At 68.2% G+C, this 18,746-nt stretch carries 14 protein-coding genes and 4 tRNA genes; 14 read left to right on the forward strand and 4 right to left on the reverse strand.

Annotation, left to right across the window (positions count from 1 at the left end):
• The first annotated feature begins 14 nt into the window (after nucleotides 1–14).
• The 7 genes from CKCBHOJB_RS04425 to CKCBHOJB_RS04455 all read left to right on the forward strand — a co-directional run bounded on the left by CKCBHOJB_RS04425 (nucleotide 15) and on the right by CKCBHOJB_RS04455 (nucleotide 7,774).
• Nucleotides 15–833, forward strand: a complete 819-nt coding sequence (locus tag CKCBHOJB_RS04425; RefSeq protein ID WP_281051617.1) for an ABC transporter ATP-binding protein — start codon at nucleotides 15–17, stop codon at nucleotides 831–833.
• 12 nt (nucleotides 834–845) lie between these two features.
• Nucleotides 846–1,775, forward strand: coding sequence for a branched-chain amino acid ABC transporter permease (locus tag CKCBHOJB_RS04430; protein WP_281050816.1), 930 nt, complete (start codon nucleotides 846–848; stop codon nucleotides 1,773–1,775).
• A 30-nt stretch (nucleotides 1,776–1,805) separates the two neighbouring features.
• On the forward strand, nucleotides 1,806–2,870 hold the full coding sequence (locus CKCBHOJB_RS04435) for a branched-chain amino acid ABC transporter permease (RefSeq protein WP_281050817.1): 1,065 nt from the start codon (nucleotides 1,806–1,808) through the stop codon (nucleotides 2,868–2,870).
• Nucleotides 2,871–2,976: 106 nt separating this feature from the next.
• Nucleotides 2,977–4,293 carry an ABC transporter substrate-binding protein gene (locus CKCBHOJB_RS04440; RefSeq protein ID WP_281050818.1) on the forward strand — a complete coding sequence of 439 codons (1,317 nt, stop codon included), beginning with the start codon at nucleotides 2,977–2,979 and terminating at the stop codon, nucleotides 4,291–4,293.
• Nucleotides 4,294–4,405: 112 nt separating this feature from the next.
• On the forward strand, nucleotides 4,406–5,215 hold the full coding sequence (locus CKCBHOJB_RS04445) for an ABC transporter ATP-binding protein (RefSeq protein ID WP_281050819.1): 810 nt from the start codon (nucleotides 4,406–4,408) through the stop codon (nucleotides 5,213–5,215).
• A 52-nt stretch (nucleotides 5,216–5,267) separates the two neighbouring features.
• Nucleotides 5,268–6,503 carry an AMP-binding protein gene (locus tag CKCBHOJB_RS04450; protein WP_281050820.1) on the forward strand — a complete coding sequence of 412 codons (1,236 nt, stop codon included), beginning with the start codon at nucleotides 5,268–5,270 and terminating at the stop codon, nucleotides 6,501–6,503.
• Between the two features lie 83 nt (nucleotides 6,504–6,586).
• On the forward strand, nucleotides 6,587–7,774 hold the full coding sequence (locus CKCBHOJB_RS04455; RefSeq protein WP_281050821.1) for a CaiB/BaiF CoA-transferase family protein: 1,188 nt from the start codon (nucleotides 6,587–6,589) through the stop codon (nucleotides 7,772–7,774).
• A 90-nt stretch (nucleotides 7,775–7,864) separates the two neighbouring features.
• On the opposite strand, the gene CKCBHOJB_RS04460 is transcribed toward CKCBHOJB_RS04455, so the two are convergent.
• Entirely contained in the window at nucleotides 7,865–8,293 is a 429-nt protein-coding gene (locus tag CKCBHOJB_RS04460; RefSeq protein WP_281050822.1) for a PhaM family polyhydroxyalkanoate granule multifunctional regulatory protein, read from the reverse strand.
• A gap of 111 nt (nucleotides 8,294–8,404) precedes the next feature.
• Complete coding sequence (locus CKCBHOJB_RS04465; protein ID WP_281050823.1) at nucleotides 8,405–10,342, reverse strand: ATP-binding protein; 1,938 nt, start codon at nucleotides 10,340–10,342, stop codon at nucleotides 8,405–8,407.
• 292 nt (nucleotides 10,343–10,634) lie between these two features.
• Here CKCBHOJB_RS04465 and CKCBHOJB_RS04470 point away from each other — a divergent pair, with 292 nt between their 5' ends.
• Nucleotides 10,635–11,264: a response regulator transcription factor gene (locus CKCBHOJB_RS04470; RefSeq protein ID WP_281050824.1), complete on the forward strand. Its 630-nt coding sequence runs from the start codon at nucleotides 10,635–10,637 to the stop codon at nucleotides 11,262–11,264.
• Nucleotides 11,265–11,294: 30 nt separating this feature from the next.
• Here CKCBHOJB_RS04470 and CKCBHOJB_RS04475 read toward each other — a convergent pair whose 3' ends face one another.
• A complete protein-coding gene (locus tag CKCBHOJB_RS04475; RefSeq protein ID WP_281050825.1) occupies nucleotides 11,295–14,864 on the reverse strand; it encodes an indolepyruvate ferredoxin oxidoreductase family protein in 3,570 nt (1,189 codons plus the stop codon).
• 150 nt (nucleotides 14,865–15,014) lie between these two features.
• On the reverse strand, nucleotides 15,015–16,418 hold the full coding sequence (locus CKCBHOJB_RS04480; RefSeq protein ID WP_281050826.1) for an FAD-linked oxidase C-terminal domain-containing protein: 1,404 nt from the start codon (nucleotides 16,416–16,418) through the stop codon (nucleotides 15,015–15,017).
• A gap of 178 nt (nucleotides 16,419–16,596) precedes the next feature.
• On the opposite strand from CKCBHOJB_RS04480, the gene CKCBHOJB_RS04485 reads away from it, so the two are divergent.
• From CKCBHOJB_RS04485 to secE, 6 genes are all read left to right on the forward strand, one after another.
• Nucleotides 16,597–16,681, forward strand: a tRNA-Tyr gene (locus CKCBHOJB_RS04485).
• A 105-nt stretch (nucleotides 16,682–16,786) separates the two neighbouring features.
• Nucleotides 16,787–16,860: transfer RNA gene (locus CKCBHOJB_RS04490), tRNA-Gly, on the forward strand.
• Between the two features lie 27 nt (nucleotides 16,861–16,887).
• Nucleotides 16,888–16,962: transfer RNA gene (locus CKCBHOJB_RS04495), tRNA-Thr, on the forward strand.
• A gap of 84 nt (nucleotides 16,963–17,046) precedes the next feature.
• Nucleotides 17,047–18,237: an elongation factor Tu gene (tuf, locus tag CKCBHOJB_RS04500; RefSeq protein ID WP_281050827.1), complete on the forward strand. Its 1,191-nt coding sequence runs from the start codon at nucleotides 17,047–17,049 to the stop codon at nucleotides 18,235–18,237.
• A gap of 60 nt (nucleotides 18,238–18,297) precedes the next feature.
• Nucleotides 18,298–18,373: transfer RNA gene (locus tag CKCBHOJB_RS04505), tRNA-Trp, on the forward strand.
• A 24-nt stretch (nucleotides 18,374–18,397) separates the two neighbouring features.
• Complete coding sequence (gene secE, locus CKCBHOJB_RS04510) at nucleotides 18,398–18,745, forward strand: preprotein translocase subunit SecE (RefSeq protein ID WP_281050828.1); 348 nt, start codon at nucleotides 18,398–18,400, stop codon at nucleotides 18,743–18,745.
• Nucleotide 18,746: the final 1 nt, after the last annotated feature.

The raw sequence follows: 18,746 nt of genomic DNA on the forward strand, positions 1-18,746 counted from the left end.
GACGAGGCATGAAGATGACCGACATGAACATTTCCCCCGCTGCAGCGCAGGCGGGCCGCCGTTTCGGCGAGGTGATCCTCGACCTGCAGAACATCTCGCTGCGCTTCGGCGGCGTGAAGGCGCTCACCGACATCAGCTTCGACATCCGCGAGCATGAGATCCGCTCGATCATCGGCCCCAACGGCGCGGGCAAGAGCTCGATGCTCAACGTGATCAACGGCGTGTACCACCCGCAGGAGGGGCGCATCCTGTATCGCGGCGAGGAGCGAAAGCGGCTCGAGCCCTACATGGCGGCGCGCCAGGGCATCGCGCGCACCTTCCAGAACATCGCGCTGTTCAAGGGCATGAGCGTGCTCGACAACATCATGACCGGGCGCAATCTGAAGATGAAATCCAACATCTTCCAGCAGGCGCTCTACTGGGGCGCGGCGCAGCGCGAAGAGATCGCTCACCGCGAGAAGGTGGAGGAGGTGATCGATTTTCTCGAGATCCAGAACGTGCGCAAGACCCCGGTGGGGCAGCTGCCCTACGGTCTGCAGAAGCGCGTCGAGCTCGGTCGGGCGCTGGCGGCCGAGCCGTCGATGCTGCTGCTCGACGAGCCCATGGCCGGCATGAACGTCGAGGAAAAGCAGGACATGTGCCGCTTCATCCTCGACGTCAATGACCAGTTCGGCACCACCATCGTGCTCATCGAGCACGACATGGGCGTGGTCATGGACATCTCCGATCGCGTCGTGGTGCTGGACTACGGCAAGAAGATCGGTGACGGCGCGCCCGACGAGGTGCGCAACAACGAAGACGTCATCAGTGCCTATCTCGGCACGTTGCACTGAGCGGGGAGCACCATGGGATTCTTTCTTGAAACCTTGTTCGGCGGGTTGATGGCCGGCATGTTGTACTCGTTGATCGCACTCGGTTTCGTGCTGATCTACAAGGCCTCGGGCGTGTTCAACTTCGCCCAGGGCGCGATGGTGCTGTTCGCCGCGCTGGCGATGTCGCGCTTCGCGGAGTGGATTCCGCAGTGGCTGGGCTTCGAGAGCCTGCTGCTCGCCAACCTGCTGGCCTTCATCGCCGCGATGGCGGTGATGGTGGTGCTGGCGTGGGCGATCGAGCGCCTGTGCCTGTCGAAGCTGGTCAACCAGGAAGGCATCACCCTGCTGATGGCCACGCTCGGCATCGCCTACTTCCTCGACGGCTTCGGCCAGACCCTGTTCGGCAGCGACATCTACAACATCAACGTCGGCATGCCCAAGGATCCGGCCTTCATCCTCGAGGGCATGTTCGAGGGCGGGGTGATGATCAGCAAGGAAGACCTCGTCGCCGCGGTCATCGCCGCGCTGCTGGTGGTGGTGCTGGCGCTGTTCTTCCAGAAGACCAAGACCGGCCGTGCGCTGCGCGCGGTGGCGGACGACCACCAGGCGGCGCAATCCATCGGCATCCCGCTCAACAAGATCTGGGTCATCGTGTGGTCGGTGGCGGGCTTCGCCGCACTGGTTGCCGGCATCATCTGGGGCTCCAAGCTCGGCGTGCAATTCACGCTGTCGCTGGTGGCGCTCAAGGCGCTGCCGGTCGTCATCCTGGGCGGGCTGACCTCGGTGCCCGGTGCCATCATCGGCGGCCTCATCATCGGCGTGGGTGAGAAGCTGTCGGAGATCTACATCGGGCCGATATTCGGCGGCGGCATCGAAATCTGGTTCGCCTACGTGCTTGCGCTCGGCTTCCTGCTGGTCCGTCCGCAGGGGCTGTTCGGCGAGAAGATCATCGATCGCGTCTGACGCGGCTACCGACTCCGGGAGAACATCCGAATGCTGTACAGAGAAAATGGCCAGTTCAAGACCAGCTACGCGGCCGACCAACAGATCTTCCCCATCTTCCAGGAGCGCTGGGCGATGGCCCTGCTGCTGGCGCTCGCCTTCGTGGTGCTGCCGCTGGTGGGCTCGGAATATTTCTTCCGCGCCATCGTGATTCCCTTCCTGATCCTGTCGCTCGCCGCGCTGGGTCTGAACATCCTGGTCGGCTACTGCGGCCAGATCTCGCTCGGCACCGGCGCCTTCATGGCGGTGGGTGCGTATGCGGCCTACAACTTCATGGTCCGTATCGACGGCATGCCCCTGATCGCCGCGATGCTGCTCGGTGGCCTGTCGGCAACGGTGATCGGCGTGCTGTTCGGCATCCCTTCGCTGCGCATCAAGGGGCTGTACCTGGCGGTGGCGACGCTGGCGGCGCAGTTCTTCACCGACTGGGCCTTCCTGCGCATCGGCTGGTTCACCAACAACTCCTCGTCGGGTTCGGTGAGCGTGGCCAAGCTCGATGTCTTCGGCATCCCGCTCGAGTCGCCGGTGAGCAAGTACCTCTTCGTTCTGGCGGTGGTCTGCATCTTCGCGCTGATGGCGAAGAACCTGGTGCGCAGCGCGATCGGGCGGCAATGGATGGCGATCCGCGACATGGACGTCGCCGCCGCGGTGATCGGCATTCGCCCGATGTACGCCAAGTTGAGCGCGTTCGCGGTGAGCTCCTTCATCGTCGGTGTGGCCGGCGTGCTGTGGGCCTTCATCCATCTCGGCGCCTGGGAGCCGGCGGCGTTCTCGATCGACCGTTCCTTCCAGCTGCTGTTCATGGTCATCATCGGTGGCCTGGGTTCGATCGCGGGTGCCTTCCTGGGGGCGGCCTTCATCGTGCTGCTGCCGCTCGCGCTCGACCAGGTTCCGCATCTGCTCGGCATTCCCCTCTCCACGGCGACGATCACGCACCTGGTGCACATGATCTTCGGTGCGCTCATCGTGTTCTTCCTGATCGTCGAGCCGCATGGCCTGGCGAAGCTGTGGAGCGTGGGCAAGCAGAAACTGAGGCTGTGGCCCTTCCCCCATTGATGCAGAGGTGCCCGGTTGATGGGGGCCGGGCAGAAGTCGTCGTCAGAGGCATGCACCAACCGGCATGGACACCGTGCCACCGAAACATAAAAGAGGAGACATACCAATGAAATTCAAGCCTTTCGCGCTCGCCGCCACGATCGCCGCCATCGGCGCCACCAGCTTCGCAACGCCGGCAGTGGCTCAGGAGCAGTTCATCCCGCTGCTGTCCTATCGCACCGGTGCCTATGCACCCAACGGCGTGCCCTGGGCAAACGGCAAGCAGGACTACCTCAAGTACATCAACGCCAACGGCGGCATCAACGGCGTCAAGATCGCCTTCGAAGAGTGCGAGACCGGCTACGCCACCGACAAGGGCGTGGAGTGCTACGAACGCCTGAAGGGCAAGGGCGCCGCCGTGTTCGACCCGCAGGCCACCGGCATCACCTTCGCGCTCACCGACAAGGCGCCGGTCGACAAGATCCCGCTGATCACCCTGGGCTACGGCCTGGCGGCCTCGCAGGACGGTGGCGTGTTCAAGTGGAACTTCCCGCTGATGGGCAGCTACTGGACCGCGGCCGACATCCTGATTCAGCACCTGGGCAAGAAGGAAGGCGGCCTGGACAAGCTCAAGGGCAAGAAGATCGCGCTGATCTACCACGACTCGCCCTTCGGCAAGGAGCCGATCCCGGCGCTCAAGAAGCGCGCCGAGATGCACGGCTTCGAGCTGCAACTGCTGCCGGTGACCGCGCCTGGCGTGGAGCAGAAGGCGACCTGGCTGCAGGTGCGCCGCGATCGTCCCGACTACGCGCTGCTGTGGGGCTGGGGCGTGATGAACTCGACCGCGCTCAAGGAGGCGATCGCGACCGGCTTCCCGCGCGAGAAGCTGTTCGGCGTGTGGTGGGCGGGCGCGGAACCGGACGTCAAGGACGTCGGCGCCAACGCCAAGGGCTACAGCGCGCTGGCGCTCAACCCCAACGGCACCGAGTACCCGCTGATGCAGGACGTCCTCAAGAAGGTGCATGACGCCGGCCAGGGCTCGGGCCCGCGCGACGAGGTCGGCTCGGTGCTGTACACCCGCGGCATGATCATCTCGATGCTCAGCGTCGAGGCCGTACGTGCGGCGCAGGAGAAGTTCGGCAAGGGCCAGGTCATGACCGGCGAGCAGGTGCGCTGGGGCTTCGAGAACCTCAACCTCGACGAGAAGCGGCTTGAAGAGCTGGGCGTGAAGGGCGTCATCCGCCCGCTCAAGACCACCTGCGAGGACCATATGGGTTCGTCCTGGGCGCGTGTCCACACCTGGGATGGCAGCAAGTGGGTGATGGGCGCCGACTGGTACGAGGCGGACAAGAGCGTGCTCGACCCGATGGTCAAGGAAGCCGCCGACCGCTACGCCGCGGAGAAGCAGATCAAGCGTCGCGACGCGGCCGACTGCAACGCCTGATGCCGTTTTCCGCTGCCCGACCGTGCCGCACCCTGCGGCCGGCCGGGTGGCAGGCATCGATCCGGGCCCCGCCATGGCGTCCATGGCGGGACCGACTCAAGCGGACGAAACGATGAGCGCACCGAACCTTCTACTCAACGTGAATGGCATCGAGGTCATTTACAACCACGTCGCGCTGGTACTCAAGGGCGTGTCCCTGCAGGTGCCGGAGGGCGGCATCGTCGCCATTCTCGGCGGTAACGGCGCGGGCAAGACCACCACGCTGCGCGCGATCTCCAACCTGCTCAAGGGCGAGCGCGGCGAGGTCACCAAGGGCATGATCGAATATCGCGGCGAGCGCGTCGAAGCCCTGTCGCCGTCGGACCTCGTGCGCCGGGGAGTCGTGCAGGTGATGGAGGGGCGGCATTGCTTCGCGCACCTGACCATCGAGGAAAACCTGCTCGCAGGCGCCTACACGCGCAGCGACAAGGGCGAGATCGCCGCCAACCTCGACAAGGTCTATACGTATTTCCCGCGCCTGAAGACGCGCCGCACCAGCCAGGCGGCCTATACCTCGGGTGGCGAGCAGCAGATGTGCGCGATCGGTCGCGCGCTGATGTCGAACCCCAACATGGTCCTGCTCGACGAACCCTCGATGGGCCTGGCGCCGCAGATCGTCGAGGAGGTGTTCGAGATCGTCAAGGACCTGAACGCCAAGGAAAAGGTGAGCTTCCTGCTCGCCGAGCAGAACACCATGGTGGCGCTGCGTTACGCCGACTTCGGCTACATCGTCGAGAACGGCCGCATCGTGATGGAGGGCGCGGCGAGCGAGTTGTCGAACAACGAGGACGTCAAGGAGTTCTACCTTGGCCTGGCGGGCGAGGGGCGCAAGAGCTTCCGCGAGGTCAAGCACTACCGTCGGCGCAAGCGCTGGCTGAGCTGAGCACCGCCGGCACAGGCACATCACCGACAACGAATCGAGCAGGGGAGCCGAGATGAATTTCCACGACACGCGCGAGACCCGTGATCCCGAGGTGCGCGAACGCGAGCTGCTGGCCCGATTGCCGGCGCAGATCGCCCACGCGCGCGCGGCCGCGCCGGCCTTCGGTCGCCTGCTGGCCGACGTCGATCCGGACTCGGTGACCAGTCGCGAGGCGCTCGCCACGCTGCCGGTCACGCGCAAGTCCGAACTGCTCGAGTTGCAGAAGGCGGCGCGGCCCTTCGGCGGCTTCGCCGCGGTCGGTTGGGGCGCGGCGTGCCGGCGTGTGTTCGCCTCGCCCGGCCCGCTCTACGAACCGGAAGGTGCGCGGCCCGACTACTACCGCCTGGCGCGCGCGCTCTTCGCCGCGGGTTTTCGCGCCGGCGACCTGGTGCACAACACCTTCTCCTATCACTTCACCCCCGCCGGCTCGATGATGGAGACCGCCGCGCACGCGCTCGGCTGCACCGTCTTTCCCGCCGGCGTCGGCCAGACCGAGCAGCAGCTCGCGGCGATCGCCGACCTGCAGCCCAACGCCTATGTCGGCACGCCGTCCTTCCTGCGCATCCTGCTCGACAAGGCGGACGAGCTCGGCGTCACCGTGTCCTTCACCAAGGCCTTCGTCTCCGGCGAGGCCTTCCCGCCCAGCATGCGCGAAGCCTTCGCCGCGCGCGGCATCCACGCCTTCCAGGCCTACGCCACCGCCGACATCGGCCTGATCGCCTACGAGACCTCGGCGCGCGAGGGCATGGTGGTGGACGAGGACGTCCTCGTCGAGGTCGTCCGCCCCGGCACCGGCGACCCGGTGGCGTTGGGCGAGGTGGGCGAGGTGGTGGTGACCACCTTCAACCCCGATTACCCGCTGATCCGCTTCGGCACCGGCGACCTGTCGGCGCTGCTGCCTGGCGCCTCGCCCTGCGGGCGGACCAACGTTCGCATCAAGGGCTGGATGGGGCGCGCCGACCAGACCACCAAGGTCAAGGGCATGTTCGTGCATCCGGGCCAGATCGCGCAGGTGCTGCGGCGTCATCCGGAGGTCACCCGGGCACGCCTTGTGGTGGATAATCCCGAGCTCAACGACCGCATGACGTTCATGTGCGAGGTGGCGGGCGGCGGCAGCGAGGCGCTCGCCGGTGCGATCGCCGCCAGCATCCGCGAGCTGACCAAGCTGCGCGGCGAGGTCGCCTTCCTGCCGACGGGCGCACTCGCCAACGACGGCAAGGTCATCGACGACGTGCGGGTTTATCGATAGCCACAGCGGGCGCGTGCGCGCAGCCGGGGGCGCCGGCCATTCGCGGGCGCGCCTGCGCTCCGTGCCGCGCCACCGGAGAATCCATGCAAGACCAGACCGTCGCGCGCCGCGCGCCGCTCGAGGGCGTGCGCGTCCTCGATCTCACCCGTCTCCTTCCCGGCCCCCTGGCCACCCAGCACCTCGCCGACTACGGCGCGGAAGTCGTCAAGGTCGAGGACACCGGCGCCGGCGATTACGCGCGCACGATGGGCGCGATGGGCGGCGACACCAGCTGGTTCTACCAGGTCGTCAACCGCAACAAGCAAAGCCTGCGCCTGGATCTCAAGCAGGCCGAGGGGCGTGCGCTGTTCCTGCGCCTGGTGGAGCGCGCCGACGTCGTCGTCGAGGGTTTCCGCCCCGGGGTCATGGAACGCCTGGGCCTGGGCTACGAAGTCCTCGCCGAGCGCAACCCGCGTGTGGTCCTGTGCAGCATCACCGGCTACGGCCAGACCGGCCCCTACGCGGCGCGCGCCGGCCACGACATCAACTATCTCGGCTATGCCGGCGTGCTCGACCAGATCGGCACCGCCGGCGGCGCGCCGGCGCTGTCCAACGTGCAGATCGGCGACCTGCTCGGCGGCACCATGGGCGCGGTGATGGGCATCCTGGTCGCGCTCTTCGATGCGCAGCGCAGCGGGCAGGGGCGTCATGTGGACGTGTCGATGACCGACGCCAGCTTCGCCCATGCCATCTTCCCGCTCACCGAAGTGCTGGCCGAGGGCCGGGTGCGGCCGCGCGGCGAGGACCTGCTGAGCGGCGGCGTGCCCTGCTACGGGGTGTATGAGACCGCCGACGGCCGCCACATGGCGGTGGGCGCGCTGGAGGAGAAGTTCTGGCAGCTGCTGTGCGACACCCTGGCACGCCCCGACCTGAAGCCCGGGCATCTGGCCGAAGGCGAGGCGGGCGCCCGCGTGCGCGGCGAGCTGGCGGCGATCTTCCGCAGCCGCAGCCAGCGCGAGTGGGTCGCGGTCTTCGACACGGTGGATTGCTGCGTCACCCCGGTGCTGCGCCTGGAGGAGAGCCTGGAGGATGCGCAGTTGCGCGCGCGCGGCATGGTGGTCGAGGTGGAGGGCGTGCGCCAGTTCGGTCCTGCCGTGAGGATGACGGGGTTGCCCGAGTCCGCGGCGCGCGCCGCACCGTCAAGGGCGGGGGCGGACAGTGCGCAGATCCTGGCAGGCCTCGGCATCGACGGCGACGAACTCGAGCGCCTGCGCGCGACCGGCGTGATCTGAACCTGACGGGCTGGCGGGCACCCGCGACCTCGATTGGAGTGCGGGTGCCCCCGACGGCCGGGCATGGGCCCATGCCGGGCCCCGGGCAGCTTACTTGTCGGCGGGCGCGCGGCGGCGCGGGCTGCGGCTGCCGCTCTTGGCTTCCGCCTCGCCTGCAGCGGGCTGGGCGTCGCCTGCCGGGGCGTTGTTCATCAGGTTCCACGGCCACATCGACGCGGCGGCGGCGAAGGGGTTGGCCGTCGCATCACCGCCGCCTTCGCCGGCCTGCTTCGCCTGCTGGCTCATCGCCTTCACCGCGGCCAGCGCCGCACGCTGCATCTCGAGCCCCTGGATGCTCATCTGCAGCATGTTCAGGTTCATCTTCAGCCAGCCTTCGACGGCACGCATGTCGGTGATGCGCTTGTCGAGCTCGTCGACGTCCAGGGTCGGCGTGACCATGCCGGGCAGGGAAAAGCCCATCTGATTCCACATCCCGCGCACGAATTCGAGCGGATCCTGGGCGTTCTGGTCCTGTGACATGGGCAGCTCCGTATCGGGTTGACGTTGAGGAAGACGACTGGATATTAACCGAAGCGCTGTCGCGCTTGCGCATCTTCGCGGGCCGGCGCTGTGCCGGGGACCGCGACCGGTTCAGTCCGCCGCCAGCAGGCGGTGCATCAGCGCGCGCAGACGGGCGGGGCGAACCGGCTTGTGCAGCATCTGCACGCCGGTCGCCTGCACGCGGGCGAGGGTCTCGGGCGCGGTGTCGCCGCTGATCAATACCGCGGGCAGGCCGGCCAGGCCGGGGCGGGCGCGCACCGCCGCGATCAGCGCCAGGCCGTTGCTCGTGCCGCCGAGGCGCAGGTCGGTGATCAGGATGTCGGGCGCGGGAGCAGGGTCCGTCTCCGGCGGGGTGAGGGCGTCCATCGCCTCGTCCACGGTCCGCGCGCTCGTCACCTCGCATCCCCAGGACGCGAGCAGGCCCGACATGGCGCCGAGGGCGAGCGCGTCGTCATCGACGAGCACGACCCGCAGGCCGCCGAAATGGCCGAGCGCGAGGCCTTCGCGCGCGCCCCGCGCGGGCGCGGGCGGTGTCGCGGCCGGCAGCTCGACGGCGAACACCGACCCGTGCCCGGGGGCCGAGCGCAGGGCCAGGCGGTGGCCGAGCAGGTCCGCTAGACGGCGGACGATGGCCAGGCCGAGTCCCAGCCCCTTGTCGCGCGCGCGCTCCGGGTTACCGAGCTGGACGAACTCCTGGAAGATGATCTGCTGGTTCTCGGCCGCGATGCCGAGGCCGCTGTCGCGGACCTCGACCCGCAGCCGCTCGCCCCGGCGCCGGCAGGCGACCAGCACGCTGCCGCGCGCGGTGTAGCGGATCGCATTGCCGACCAGATTGGCGACGATGCGCTCGAAAAGAAGCGGATCGGTGAACGCCCAGCACGGCGGGCAGCGCAGGCGCAGGCGGAGTCCGCGCGCGGCGGCCGCACCCGAGTGGCTGGCGACGATGTGTTCGAGCTTCGCGCGCATGTCGAACGCACTGCGCTCCGGGGTGAGCACGCCCGCATCCAGGCGGGAGATGTCGAGCAGGCTGTCGAGCAGGCCCTCCATGGCCTGGGTCGAGGCCATCAGGCGTTCGGTGATCTGCCGGCTGCGTTCGTCCAGCGCCTGCTGGTCGAGCTCGGAGAGGAACAGCCCGAGCGCGTGCAGGGGCTGGCGCAGGTCGTGGCTGGCGGCGGCGAGAAAGCGGGATTTCGCCAGGTTGGCACGCTCGGCCTCGTCCTTGCGTGCGCGCAGCTCCGCGGTCGCTTCGTCGATGCGGCGCGCCATCGAGGCATGGGCATCGGCGAGGCGCTCGGCCATCTCGTTGACGCCCTCTGCCAGCGCGCGCAGGCTGCCCCCGCCGCTGACCCGGACGCGGCGATGCAGCTGGCCGCGACCGATGCTCAGCACCACCTCGGCCGCGTCGCGGACCGGGCCGCTGACGCTGCGGCTCATGCGCCGCGCCAGCAGCAGGCTGCCGATGGCGGCGACCAGCATCCATCCGGCGGCGATCCACAGCAGTTCGCTGCGGCGCCGTTGCATACGGACGAGCGACATGTCCAGCACCAGGCGGCCGAGCGGCGCCTGCGCGACGGCGCTGCGCACCACGCCACCGGCGCTGAATGCGTCCTCGGCGAGCACCTGGCTCGGCCGGATCGGCTCGACGATGCGCAACCAGCGCCCGGTGGAGGTGCGGAGCTCCTGCTCCGGAGCGGGGTGGGCCGGCGTGGCCGGCAGGCTGGTGGCGAAGGCGCCGGTGCTCACCAGCACCTTGCCGTCGGCATCGAAGATGGCGATGGCGGCGACGTCGTCCTCGAGCATCAGGGCGTCGGCGAGCTGGCCGAGGGTTTCGCGGTCACCGGCGAAGATCGCGTACTCGGTGGCCGCGGCGAGCTGGCGGGCATGGGCGTGGGCGCGCGCGCGCAGGGCCTGGTCGAGGTCGGACAGGCGCAGGCTGGTGTGGGTCGCCGTCATCAGTACCGCCACCACCAGCATCGGGACGAAGGCGACCAGGGTGACGCGCGCGCGGATACCCCAGCGTTCGATCATCGTCGCGCTCCCTCCTGGGCGTCGGGGACGAACCGATGCTGCAGCCTTTCACGTCTCATCGCCCGCCTCCCGTCGGCGGTCGCCGGTATCGACCGGATGTCGTGCGGAGGGCGGCGAGTGAGGGGAGCATGGGAGCGGTCGCGGCAGAAAGGCGCGGATGCGCACCTTCCATGTAGTCTGGGATGCGGAGATTTTCTCCGCTTTGTGTTCCACGGCATAGGGCCGGCGACATCCGGCATGCTATGTTTTTCCCGTTTCTTCTGGTGCGGCGCTCGGACGCCGCTTGCAGGGCATGACAAAGATCCTGATCGTCGAAGACCATGCGCTGGTGCGTGAGGCGATGGCGCAGAGCATGATGCGCCTGGAGTGCGGGGTGGTGTGCATCGAGGCCGCCAACGGCGACGAGGCGCTCGCGGCGCTCGAACGCGAGCCCGACATCGACCTCGCTGTGATCGACCTGATGCTGCCCGACGTCGATGGCTTCTCGCTGCTCGCCATCCTCGGCAAGCGCTTTCCGGACATGCCGGCGATCGTCGTCTCGGCGATGGACGACGATGCCTCGGTGCGACGGGCGCTGAAGGCCGGGGCCTCGGGCTTCGTCTCCAAGGCGAGCTCGGGAGAGGTGCTGGTCCAGTCGGTGCGGGTGGTGCTCGACGGCGGCGTGCCGACCCCCGTCCGCAACCTGCGCGAACCGACCCGGCCCGTCGCCAGGGCTCCGGCCGAGCGGTTCGGCCTGACCACCGCCCAGGCCCGGGTGCTGGAGTTGCTGGCCGGGGGACGCAGCAACCGCGAGATCGCCGACCTGCTCGGCCTGACCGAAGGCACGGTCAAGGTGCACATGACCGCGATCTATCGCGCACTGGGGGTCAGCAGCCGCTCCCAGGCCCTGGTGGCGATCGCGCGCAGCGGCACGCGGCTGTGAACGCCGGTCCCGGCGGCCCGCCGGCGCCACTCAGGCGAGGGTGAGCGGGGCGGTCGCTGCCGGGGTGGGTGCCTCGCGCCAGCGCGCCAGCAGGGCGCGGCGTTGCTGCGCCGCGGCGTGCATGGCGTGCGCCTTGACGTGACCGAAGCCGCGGATGCCTTCGGGAAGCCTGGCGATCTCGAGGGCGAGCGGCAGTCGGTCGTGGCCGAGGCTGTCGATCAGTTCGGCGACGTCGGCTTCGTATTCGGCGATCAGTGCGCGCTCGGCCCGACGCTCCGCAGTGTGGCCGAAGATGTCCCAGCGCGTGCCGCGCAGGCCCTTCAGCCGTGCGAGCAGGCGGAATACCCGCATCATGCCCGGGCCGAAGCTGCGCTTGGCGATGTGGCCGGTGTTCGGGTCGGGGCGGGCGAGCAGCGGCGCAGCGAGATGGAAGCGCACGCTGTAGTCGCCATCGAAGCTCGCCTCCACCTTTTCCCAGAAGGCCGGGTCCGTGTACAGGCGGGCGACCTCGTACTCGTCCTTGTAGGCGAGCAGCTTGAAGTAGTTGTGCGCGACCGCTTCGGCCAGCCGGGTGCTCCCGGGACCGACGCGGGCCGCTTCGGCAGCCCGCACGCGCTCGACCAGGGCTCGGTAGCGCGCGGCGTAGGCGGCGTCCTGGTAGGCGGTGAGCGCCTCCATGCGGCGGGCGACGAGGGCGTCTAGATCGGGCGGGACCTCGGACCGTGCCGGCGCGGGCCGCGCATGGCGCTCGACCGCGGCGCGGTCGTGGGCGGCGCGCCGGCCCCACAGGAAGGCCTTGCGGTTCATCTCCACCGCCACGCCGTTCAGCTCCACGGCCTGCATCAGCGCCGCCTCGGACACCGGAACGAGGCCGCGCTGCCAGGCGAAGCCGAGCAGGAACAGGTTGGTGGCGATGGCGTCGCCGAGCAGGGTGGTGGCCAGCCCCTGGGCGTCGACGAAATCGGCGCGCGGCTCGTCGGCTTCCCGGGCATCGATGCCGAGCGCGTCGCGGATCGTGGCCCGCATGCGCTGCTCGGGAAACTGCCAGTCCGGGTTGCGGGTGAAGTCGGCGGTCGGCGTCTCGGCCAGGTTCACCACCGCGCGCGTCCGCCCGGCGGCCATCTTCGCCAGCGCCTCGACGCTGGCGCTGACGATCAGGTCGCCGCCGATCACCGCATCGGCTTCGCCGGCGGCGATGCGCACCGCGTGCAGGTCGTCGGGGTGCTCGGCGATGCGGATGTGGCTGTACACCGAGCCGCCCTTCTGCGCCATGCCGGTCATGTCGAGCACGGTGACGCCCTTGCCGTCGAGATGCGCGGCCATGCCGATCAGCGCGCCGATGGTGATCACCCCGGTGCCGCCGACGCCGGTGACCAGGATGGAGTAGGGGCGGGTGGTGGCCGGCAGTGCCGGGTCGGGCGGGGTGCCGAAGTGCGAATCCTCGGCGGCCAGCGCCTTGCCCTTGCGCAACTGTCCGCCCTCGATGGTGATGAAGCTCGGGCAGAAGCCCTTCAGGCAGGAGTAGTCCTTGTTGCACGAGGACTGGTCGATCTGGCGCTTGCGTCCGAACTCGGTCTCGACCGGCACGATCGACATGCAGTTCGACTGGATGCCGCAGTCGCCGCAGCCCTCGCACACCGCCTCGTTGATGAACACCCGCCGCGCCGGGTCGGGGAAGGTGCCGCGCTTGCGCCGGCGGCGCTTCTCGGCGGCGCAGGTCTGGTCGTAGATCAGCGCGGTGACGCCACCCGACTCGCGCAGCTCGCGCTGGATGGCGTCGAGTTCGTCGCGGTGGCGTATCGGCACGTGCGGGATGTCGGCGGGGCCGTAGGCGCGCTCGGTGCCGTCGGTGACGACGACGATGTTGTGCACACCCTCGGCCTGCAGCTGGCGGACGATGGTGGGTACGTCGAGCGGGCCGTCGTGGGGCTGGCCCCCGGTCATCGCCACGGCGTCGTTGTAGAGGATCTTGTAGGTGATGTTGACCCTGGCCGCCACCGCCTGGCGGATCGCCAGCAGTCCGGAGTGGAAGTAGGTGCCGTCGCCGAGGTTGGCGAAGATGTGCTTTTCGCGCGTGAACGGCGCCTGGCCGACCCAGGGCACGCCTTCGCCGCCCATGTGGGTGAAGGTCGCGGTGCGCCGCTCGGGCATCCAGGTCACCATGTAGTGGCAGCCGATGCCGGCCACCGCGCGGCTGCCCGCAGGCACGTGGGTGGAGGTGTTGTGCGGGCAGCCCGAGCAGAAGGTGGGGATGCGATCGACGGCGAAGCTGCGCTGCGCGAGCGCGGCCTCCTTGGCCTCGAGGAAGGCGAGGCGGGCGTGGATGCGTTCGGAGGTGAAGAAGCGGTCGATGCGGGCGGCGATCACGCGCGCGATCATCGCCGGGGTGAGCTCGCCCGCCGCCGGCAGCAGCCAGTCGCCGTGGTCGATGGTGCCGTCGGCGCGCCCGATGCGCGCCCATTCGCCCTTCTCGTCGAACTTGCCGATCACGCGCGGGCGCACGTCCTCGCGCCAGTTGTAGAGCTCCTCCTTGAGCTGGTACTCGAGCAGCTGGCGCTTTTCCTCGACCACCAGGATCTCGTCCAGCCCTTCGGCGAAGCGGCGCACGCCGTCCGCCTCCAGCGGCCACACCATGCCGACCTTGTACAGGCGGATGCCGATCTCGGCGGCCAGCGCGTCGTCGATGCCGAGGTCGTCGAAGGCCTGGCGCACGTCGAGATAGCTCTTGCCGCTGGTGATGATGCCCAGGCGGGGCGCGGGCGAGTCGATGATCACGCGGTTGAGGCCGTTGGCGCGGGCGTAGGCGAGCGCGGCGTAGAGCTTGTGGTGCAGCAGGCGTTTTTCCTGCACCAGCGGCGGATCGGGCCAGCGGATGTTGAGGCCGTCCGCTGGAAGGGCGAAATCGGTGGGGATGACGACCTGCACGCGTAGCGGGTCGATGTCCACCGAGGCCGAGGTCTCCACCGTGTCGGCCAGTGCCTTGAACGCCACCCAGCAGCCGGAATAGCGCGACAGCGCGTAGCCGTGCACGCCGAAGTCGATGTATTCCTGCACGCCCGCCGGCGCCAGCACCGGCATCATCATCGACTTGAAGAAGTGGTCGGTCTGGTGGGGCAGGGTGGAGGACTTCGCGGCATGGTCGTCGCCGGCCACCACCAGCACGCCGCCGAACTTCGCGCTGCCGGCGGCATTGGCGTGGCGGAACACGTCGCCGCAGCGGTCCACGCCCGGACCCTTGCCGTACCACAGCGCGAACACGCCCTGGTATTCGGGCTGCGGGGTCAGTCCGAGCTGCTGCGTGCCCCAGACCGCAGTGGCGGCGAGGTCCTCGTTGACGCCGGGCTGGAACACGATGTGGCGCGCCTGCAGATGCCGCTTCGCCTTCCACAACGTCTGGTCGAGCCCGCCGAGCGGTGAGCCGCGATAGCCGGACACGAAGCCGGCGGTGTTGAGGCCGGCGGCTTCGTCGCGTGCCTTCTGGATCAGCAGCAGGCGCACCAGGGCCTGGTAGCCACTCAGATAGACGCGCCCGGCGCCCTGCGTGTATTTGTCGTCCAGGCTCGGTGCCTGGGGGCTGCCGCCCGGGAACGCTTCGGCCATGGTCGTCTCCTCCTGCCCAAAATCGTGGTTTCGGGTGCCGCGCGCCGCATCGCGTCCCGCCTCGTGGGCGGGGTGGCAAGGGCTCGCATCAGACTAGACGCGGTCCGGCCGGGCCTCAATCAATGAATACCCCGAGGCCGGCAGCCGGGCTCACAGGCCGGGAACCACCTTCCCCGGATTGAGCAGGTTGTGCGGGTCCAGGGCCTGCTTGATCGCGCGCATGAAATCCACCGCCTCGCCATGCTCCTGCACCAGGAAGGCCTGCTTGCCGATGCCGATGCCGTGCTCGCCGGTGCAGGTGCCGCCCATCGCCAGCGCGCGCTCGACGATGCGCCGGTTCAGGGCTTCGGCCTGCGCGTTCTCCGCCTCGTCCTCGGGGTCGACCAGGATGATGGCGTGGAAGTTGCCGTCGCCGACGTGGCCGACGATGGGCGCGATCAGGCCGGTGGCGTCGATGTCGGCGCGCGTCGCGGCCACGCACTCGGCGAGCGCGGAGATCGGCACGCACACGTCGGTGGTGATCGCGCGGCTGCCCGGGCGCAGATTCAGGCTGGCGAAGTAGGCGTCGTGGCGCGCGGCCCACAGCCGGCTGCGGTCCTCGGGATGTTCTGCCCAGTCGAAGTCGAGGCCGCCGTTCTCGCTCGCCAGCTCCTGCACGGTGCGTGCCTGTTCGGCGACCCCGGCCGGGCTGCCGTGGAACTCGAAGAACAGCATCGGCGCCTCGCGCAGCGTGGTCTTGCTGTAGCGGTTGATCGCGCGCACGCACAGCTCGTCGACCAGCTCGATGCGCGCCACCGGCACGCCGAGCTGGATGGTCTGGATCACGGCGTTGACCGCCGACACCACGTCGGGGAAGGCGCACACCGCGGCCGAGCTCGCCTCCGGCAGCGGGTGCAGACGGATCGTCAGTTCGGTGATCAGGCCCAGCGTGCCTTCCGAGCCGACCAGCAGTCGGGTGAGGTCGTAGCCGGCAGAGGACTTGCGCGCACGACCGCCGGTGCGGATGACCCGCCCGTCTGCCATCACCGCGGTGAGGCCGAGCACGTTCTCGCGCATGGTGCCGTAGCGCACCGCATTGGTCCCCGAGGCGCGCGTCGCGGTCATGCCGCCGAGCGAGGCGTCGGCGCCGGGATCGATCGGGAAGAACAGGCCGCTGCCGTGCAGTTCGGCATTGAGCTGCTTGCGCGTCACCCCCGGCTGCACCACGACCAGCATGTCCTCGGCGCGGATGTCGAGCACCTTGTTCATCTCGCTGAAGTCCACGCACACGCCGCCGCGGGTGGCCAGGATGTGGCCCTCGAGCGAGCTGCCGACGCCGAAGGGAATCACCGGCACGTCGAACTCCGCGCAGGCGCGCACCAGGTCGACGACCTCGTCGGTCGTGTGCACGAACACCACCGCGTCCGGCGCGGCGTCGGGAAAGTGGGACTCGTCGTGGCCGTGATGGGCGCGGATGCCCTGGGCGCGGCTCGCCCGTTTCCCGAACCGGTCTTCCAGGCGCTGTTCGAGAGCTTCCGGGAAGGGGCGGCGGGCGGTCTGTTCGGCTGGCTTCATGCCTGTTGCTCCGGGGGGTCGAAAGCGTGCATTATCGCCGCCGACCGGTGCTGCGGTCTTTCGCGTCGGGCACCGGGTCGGGGGGGGTTCAATCGCCCGACGCGCTTTCTCCAAAAAAAGATCACGAAAACATTTGACAGGTCGTCTGGTGGGCACTATAGTGCGGAGCTTCCCGGACGGAGGGATACCCAAGCGGTCAACGGGATCAGACTGTAAATCTGACGGCTCAGCCTTCGAAGGTTCGAATCCTTCTCCCTCCACCAAGTTTCAGTCGTGCCGCAGCAGGCTGCGGTCGGCGTAGCGGATGCAGTGAATCGGCTGCGAGTGTTGTGTAAGTGGTGTGCAAGCGAACGCAGTTGCAGGCATGTGCGGGTGTAGCTCAATGGTAGAGCAGAAGCCTTCCAAGCTTATGACGAGGGTTCGATTCCCTTCACCCGCTCCAGCAGTGCTGTGTTTGCAAGGTTTCGGAGCCCATGTAGCTCAGTGGTAGAGCACTCCCTTGGTAAGGGAGAGGCCACGTGTTCAATCCACGTCATGGGCACCACTCATTTTCTGCCTGGCCTGGGCGGCGGCCAACGAGTGTGGTCGCCGCGCCGGTTTTTCTGGTTCTGATTTTAAGGATAGCGATATGGCTAAGGGTAAGTTCGAGCGCACCAAGCCGCACGTCAACGTCGGCACCATCGGCCACGTTGACCATGGCAAGACCACGCTGACCGCGGCGATCACCACGATCCTGTCGAAGAAGTTCGGCGGCGAAGCGAAGGCCTACGACCAGATCGACGCGGCGCCCGAAGAGAAGGCGCGCGGCATCACCATCAACACCGCACACGTCGAGTACGAGACCGCCACGCGCCACTACGCGCACGTGGACTGCCCGGGTCACGCCGACTACGTCAAGAACATGATCACCGGTGCCGCGCAGATGGACGGCGCGATCCTGGTGTGCTCGGCCGCTGACGGCCCGATGCCGCAGACGCGCGAGCACATCCTGCTGGCCCGCCAGGTCGGCGTGCCGTACATCATCGTCTTCCTGAACAAGTGCGACATGGTCGACGACGAGGAGCTGCTGGAGCTCGTCGAGATGGAAGTGCGCGAGCTGCTGTCGAAGTACGACTTCCCGGGCGACGACATTCCCATCATCAAGGGTTCGGCGCTGAAGGCGCTCGAGGGTGACCAGTCCGACATCGGCGAGCCGGCGATCTTCCGCCTGGCCGACGCGCTGGACAGCTACATCCCGACCCCGGAGCGTGCGATCGACAAGCCCTTCCTGCTGCCGATCGAGGACGTGTTCTCGATCTCGGGTCGCGGCACCGTGGTGACCGGTCGTGTCGAGCGCGGCATCGTCAAGGTCGGCGAGGAAATCGAGATCGTCGGCATCAAGCCGACCGTCAAGACCACCTGCACCGGCGTGGAAATGTTCCGCAAGCTGCTGGACCAGGGTCAGGCGGGCGACAACGTCGGCGTGCTGCTGCGCGGCACCAAGCGTGAAGACGTCGAGCGTGGCCAGGTGCTGTGCAAGCCGGGTTCGATCACCCCGCACACCCACTTCACCGGCGAGATCTACGTGCTGTCGAAGGAAGAGGGCGGTCGTCACACCCCGTTCTTCAACAACTACCGTCCGCAGTTCTACTTCCGTACCACGGACGTGACCGGTTCGATCTCGCTGCCCGAAGGCACCGAGATGGTCATGCCGGGCGACAACGTGTCGATCACCGTCAAGCTGATCGCCCCGATCGCCATGGAAGAAGGTCTGCGCTTCGCGATCCGCGAAGGTGGCCGCACCGTCGGCGCCGGCGTCGTCGCCAAGATCATCGAGTAATTCGCTCGATCGTTGCCAGAAAGGCGCATCCGTCAGGGTGCGCCTTGCAGTCTCTGCTGCAGGGGTATAGCTCAACTGGCAGAGCGTCGGTCTCCAAAACCGAAGGTTGGGGGTTCGATTCCCTCTGCCCCTGCCATAATTTTCCGGGTGTTCATCCGCAATGGCCGATAAGTTGAAATTCGCGCTGGCGCTGGCGCTGTTGGCAGCCGGCGTGGTCGGCTTCTACCTGCTGGTCGAGCAGCCGCTCGTGCTGCGTGTCCTTTCGGTTCTGGCTGGCCTGGGTGCGGGTATCGCCGTTGCCTCGCTCTCCGAGCCTGGCAAGCGCTTCATCGGATTCGCCCGCGAATCGATTACCGAAACCAAGAAGGTCGTCTGGCCGAGCCGCAAGGAAACCACGCAGACCACCGGTCTGGTGTTTGCCTTCGTGGTGGTCATGGCGCTGTTCCTGTGGTTGACGGACAAGAGCCTGGAATGGGTCCTGTACGACCTGATCCTGGGTTGGAAGTGAT

This window comes from Thauera sp. GDN1 (assembly GCF_029223545.1).
In the GTDB taxonomy this organism is placed as follows: Bacteria; Pseudomonadota; Gammaproteobacteria; order Burkholderiales; family Rhodocyclaceae; genus Thauera.

What these genes read in the sequence shown, in the direction of transcription:
- CKCBHOJB_RS04425 (WP_281051617.1), top strand. Translation starts at nt 15, where the DNA reads ATGACCGACATGAACATTTCCCCCGCTGCAGCGCAGGCGGGCCGCCGT.
- tuf (WP_281050827.1), top strand. Translation starts at nt 17,047, where the DNA reads ATGGCTAAGGGTAAGTTCGAGCGCACCAAGCCGCACGTCAACGTCGGC.
- secE (WP_281050828.1), top strand. Translation starts at nt 18,398, where the DNA reads ATGGCCGATAAGTTGAAATTCGCGCTGGCGCTGGCGCTGTTGGCAGCC.
- CKCBHOJB_RS04445 (WP_281050819.1), top strand. Translation starts at nt 4,406, where the DNA reads ATGAGCGCACCGAACCTTCTACTCAACGTGAATGGCATCGAGGTCATT.
- CKCBHOJB_RS04460 (WP_281050822.1), bottom strand. Translation starts at nt 8,293, where the DNA reads ATGTCACAGGACCAGAACGCCCAGGATCCGCTCGAATTCGTGCGCGGG.
- CKCBHOJB_RS04470 (WP_281050824.1), top strand. Translation starts at nt 10,635, where the DNA reads ATGACAAAGATCCTGATCGTCGAAGACCATGCGCTGGTGCGTGAGGCG.
- CKCBHOJB_RS04435 (WP_281050817.1), top strand. Translation starts at nt 1,806, where the DNA reads ATGCTGTACAGAGAAAATGGCCAGTTCAAGACCAGCTACGCGGCCGAC.
- CKCBHOJB_RS04450 (WP_281050820.1), top strand. Translation starts at nt 5,268, where the DNA reads ATGAATTTCCACGACACGCGCGAGACCCGTGATCCCGAGGTGCGCGAA.
- CKCBHOJB_RS04440 (WP_281050818.1), top strand. Translation starts at nt 2,977, where the DNA reads ATGAAATTCAAGCCTTTCGCGCTCGCCGCCACGATCGCCGCCATCGGC.
- CKCBHOJB_RS04475 (WP_281050825.1), bottom strand. Translation starts at nt 14,864, where the DNA reads ATGGCCGAAGCGTTCCCGGGCGGCAGCCCCCAGGCACCGAGCCTGGAC.
- CKCBHOJB_RS04455 (WP_281050821.1), top strand. Translation starts at nt 6,587, where the DNA reads ATGCAAGACCAGACCGTCGCGCGCCGCGCGCCGCTCGAGGGCGTGCGC.
- CKCBHOJB_RS04465 (WP_281050823.1), bottom strand. Translation starts at nt 10,342, where the DNA reads ATGATCGAACGCTGGGGTATCCGCGCGCGCGTCACCCTGGTCGCCTTC.
- CKCBHOJB_RS04430 (WP_281050816.1), top strand. Translation starts at nt 846, where the DNA reads ATGGGATTCTTTCTTGAAACCTTGTTCGGCGGGTTGATGGCCGGCATG.
- CKCBHOJB_RS04480 (WP_281050826.1), bottom strand. Translation starts at nt 16,418, where the DNA reads ATGAAGCCAGCCGAACAGACCGCCCGCCGCCCCTTCCCGGAAGCTCTC.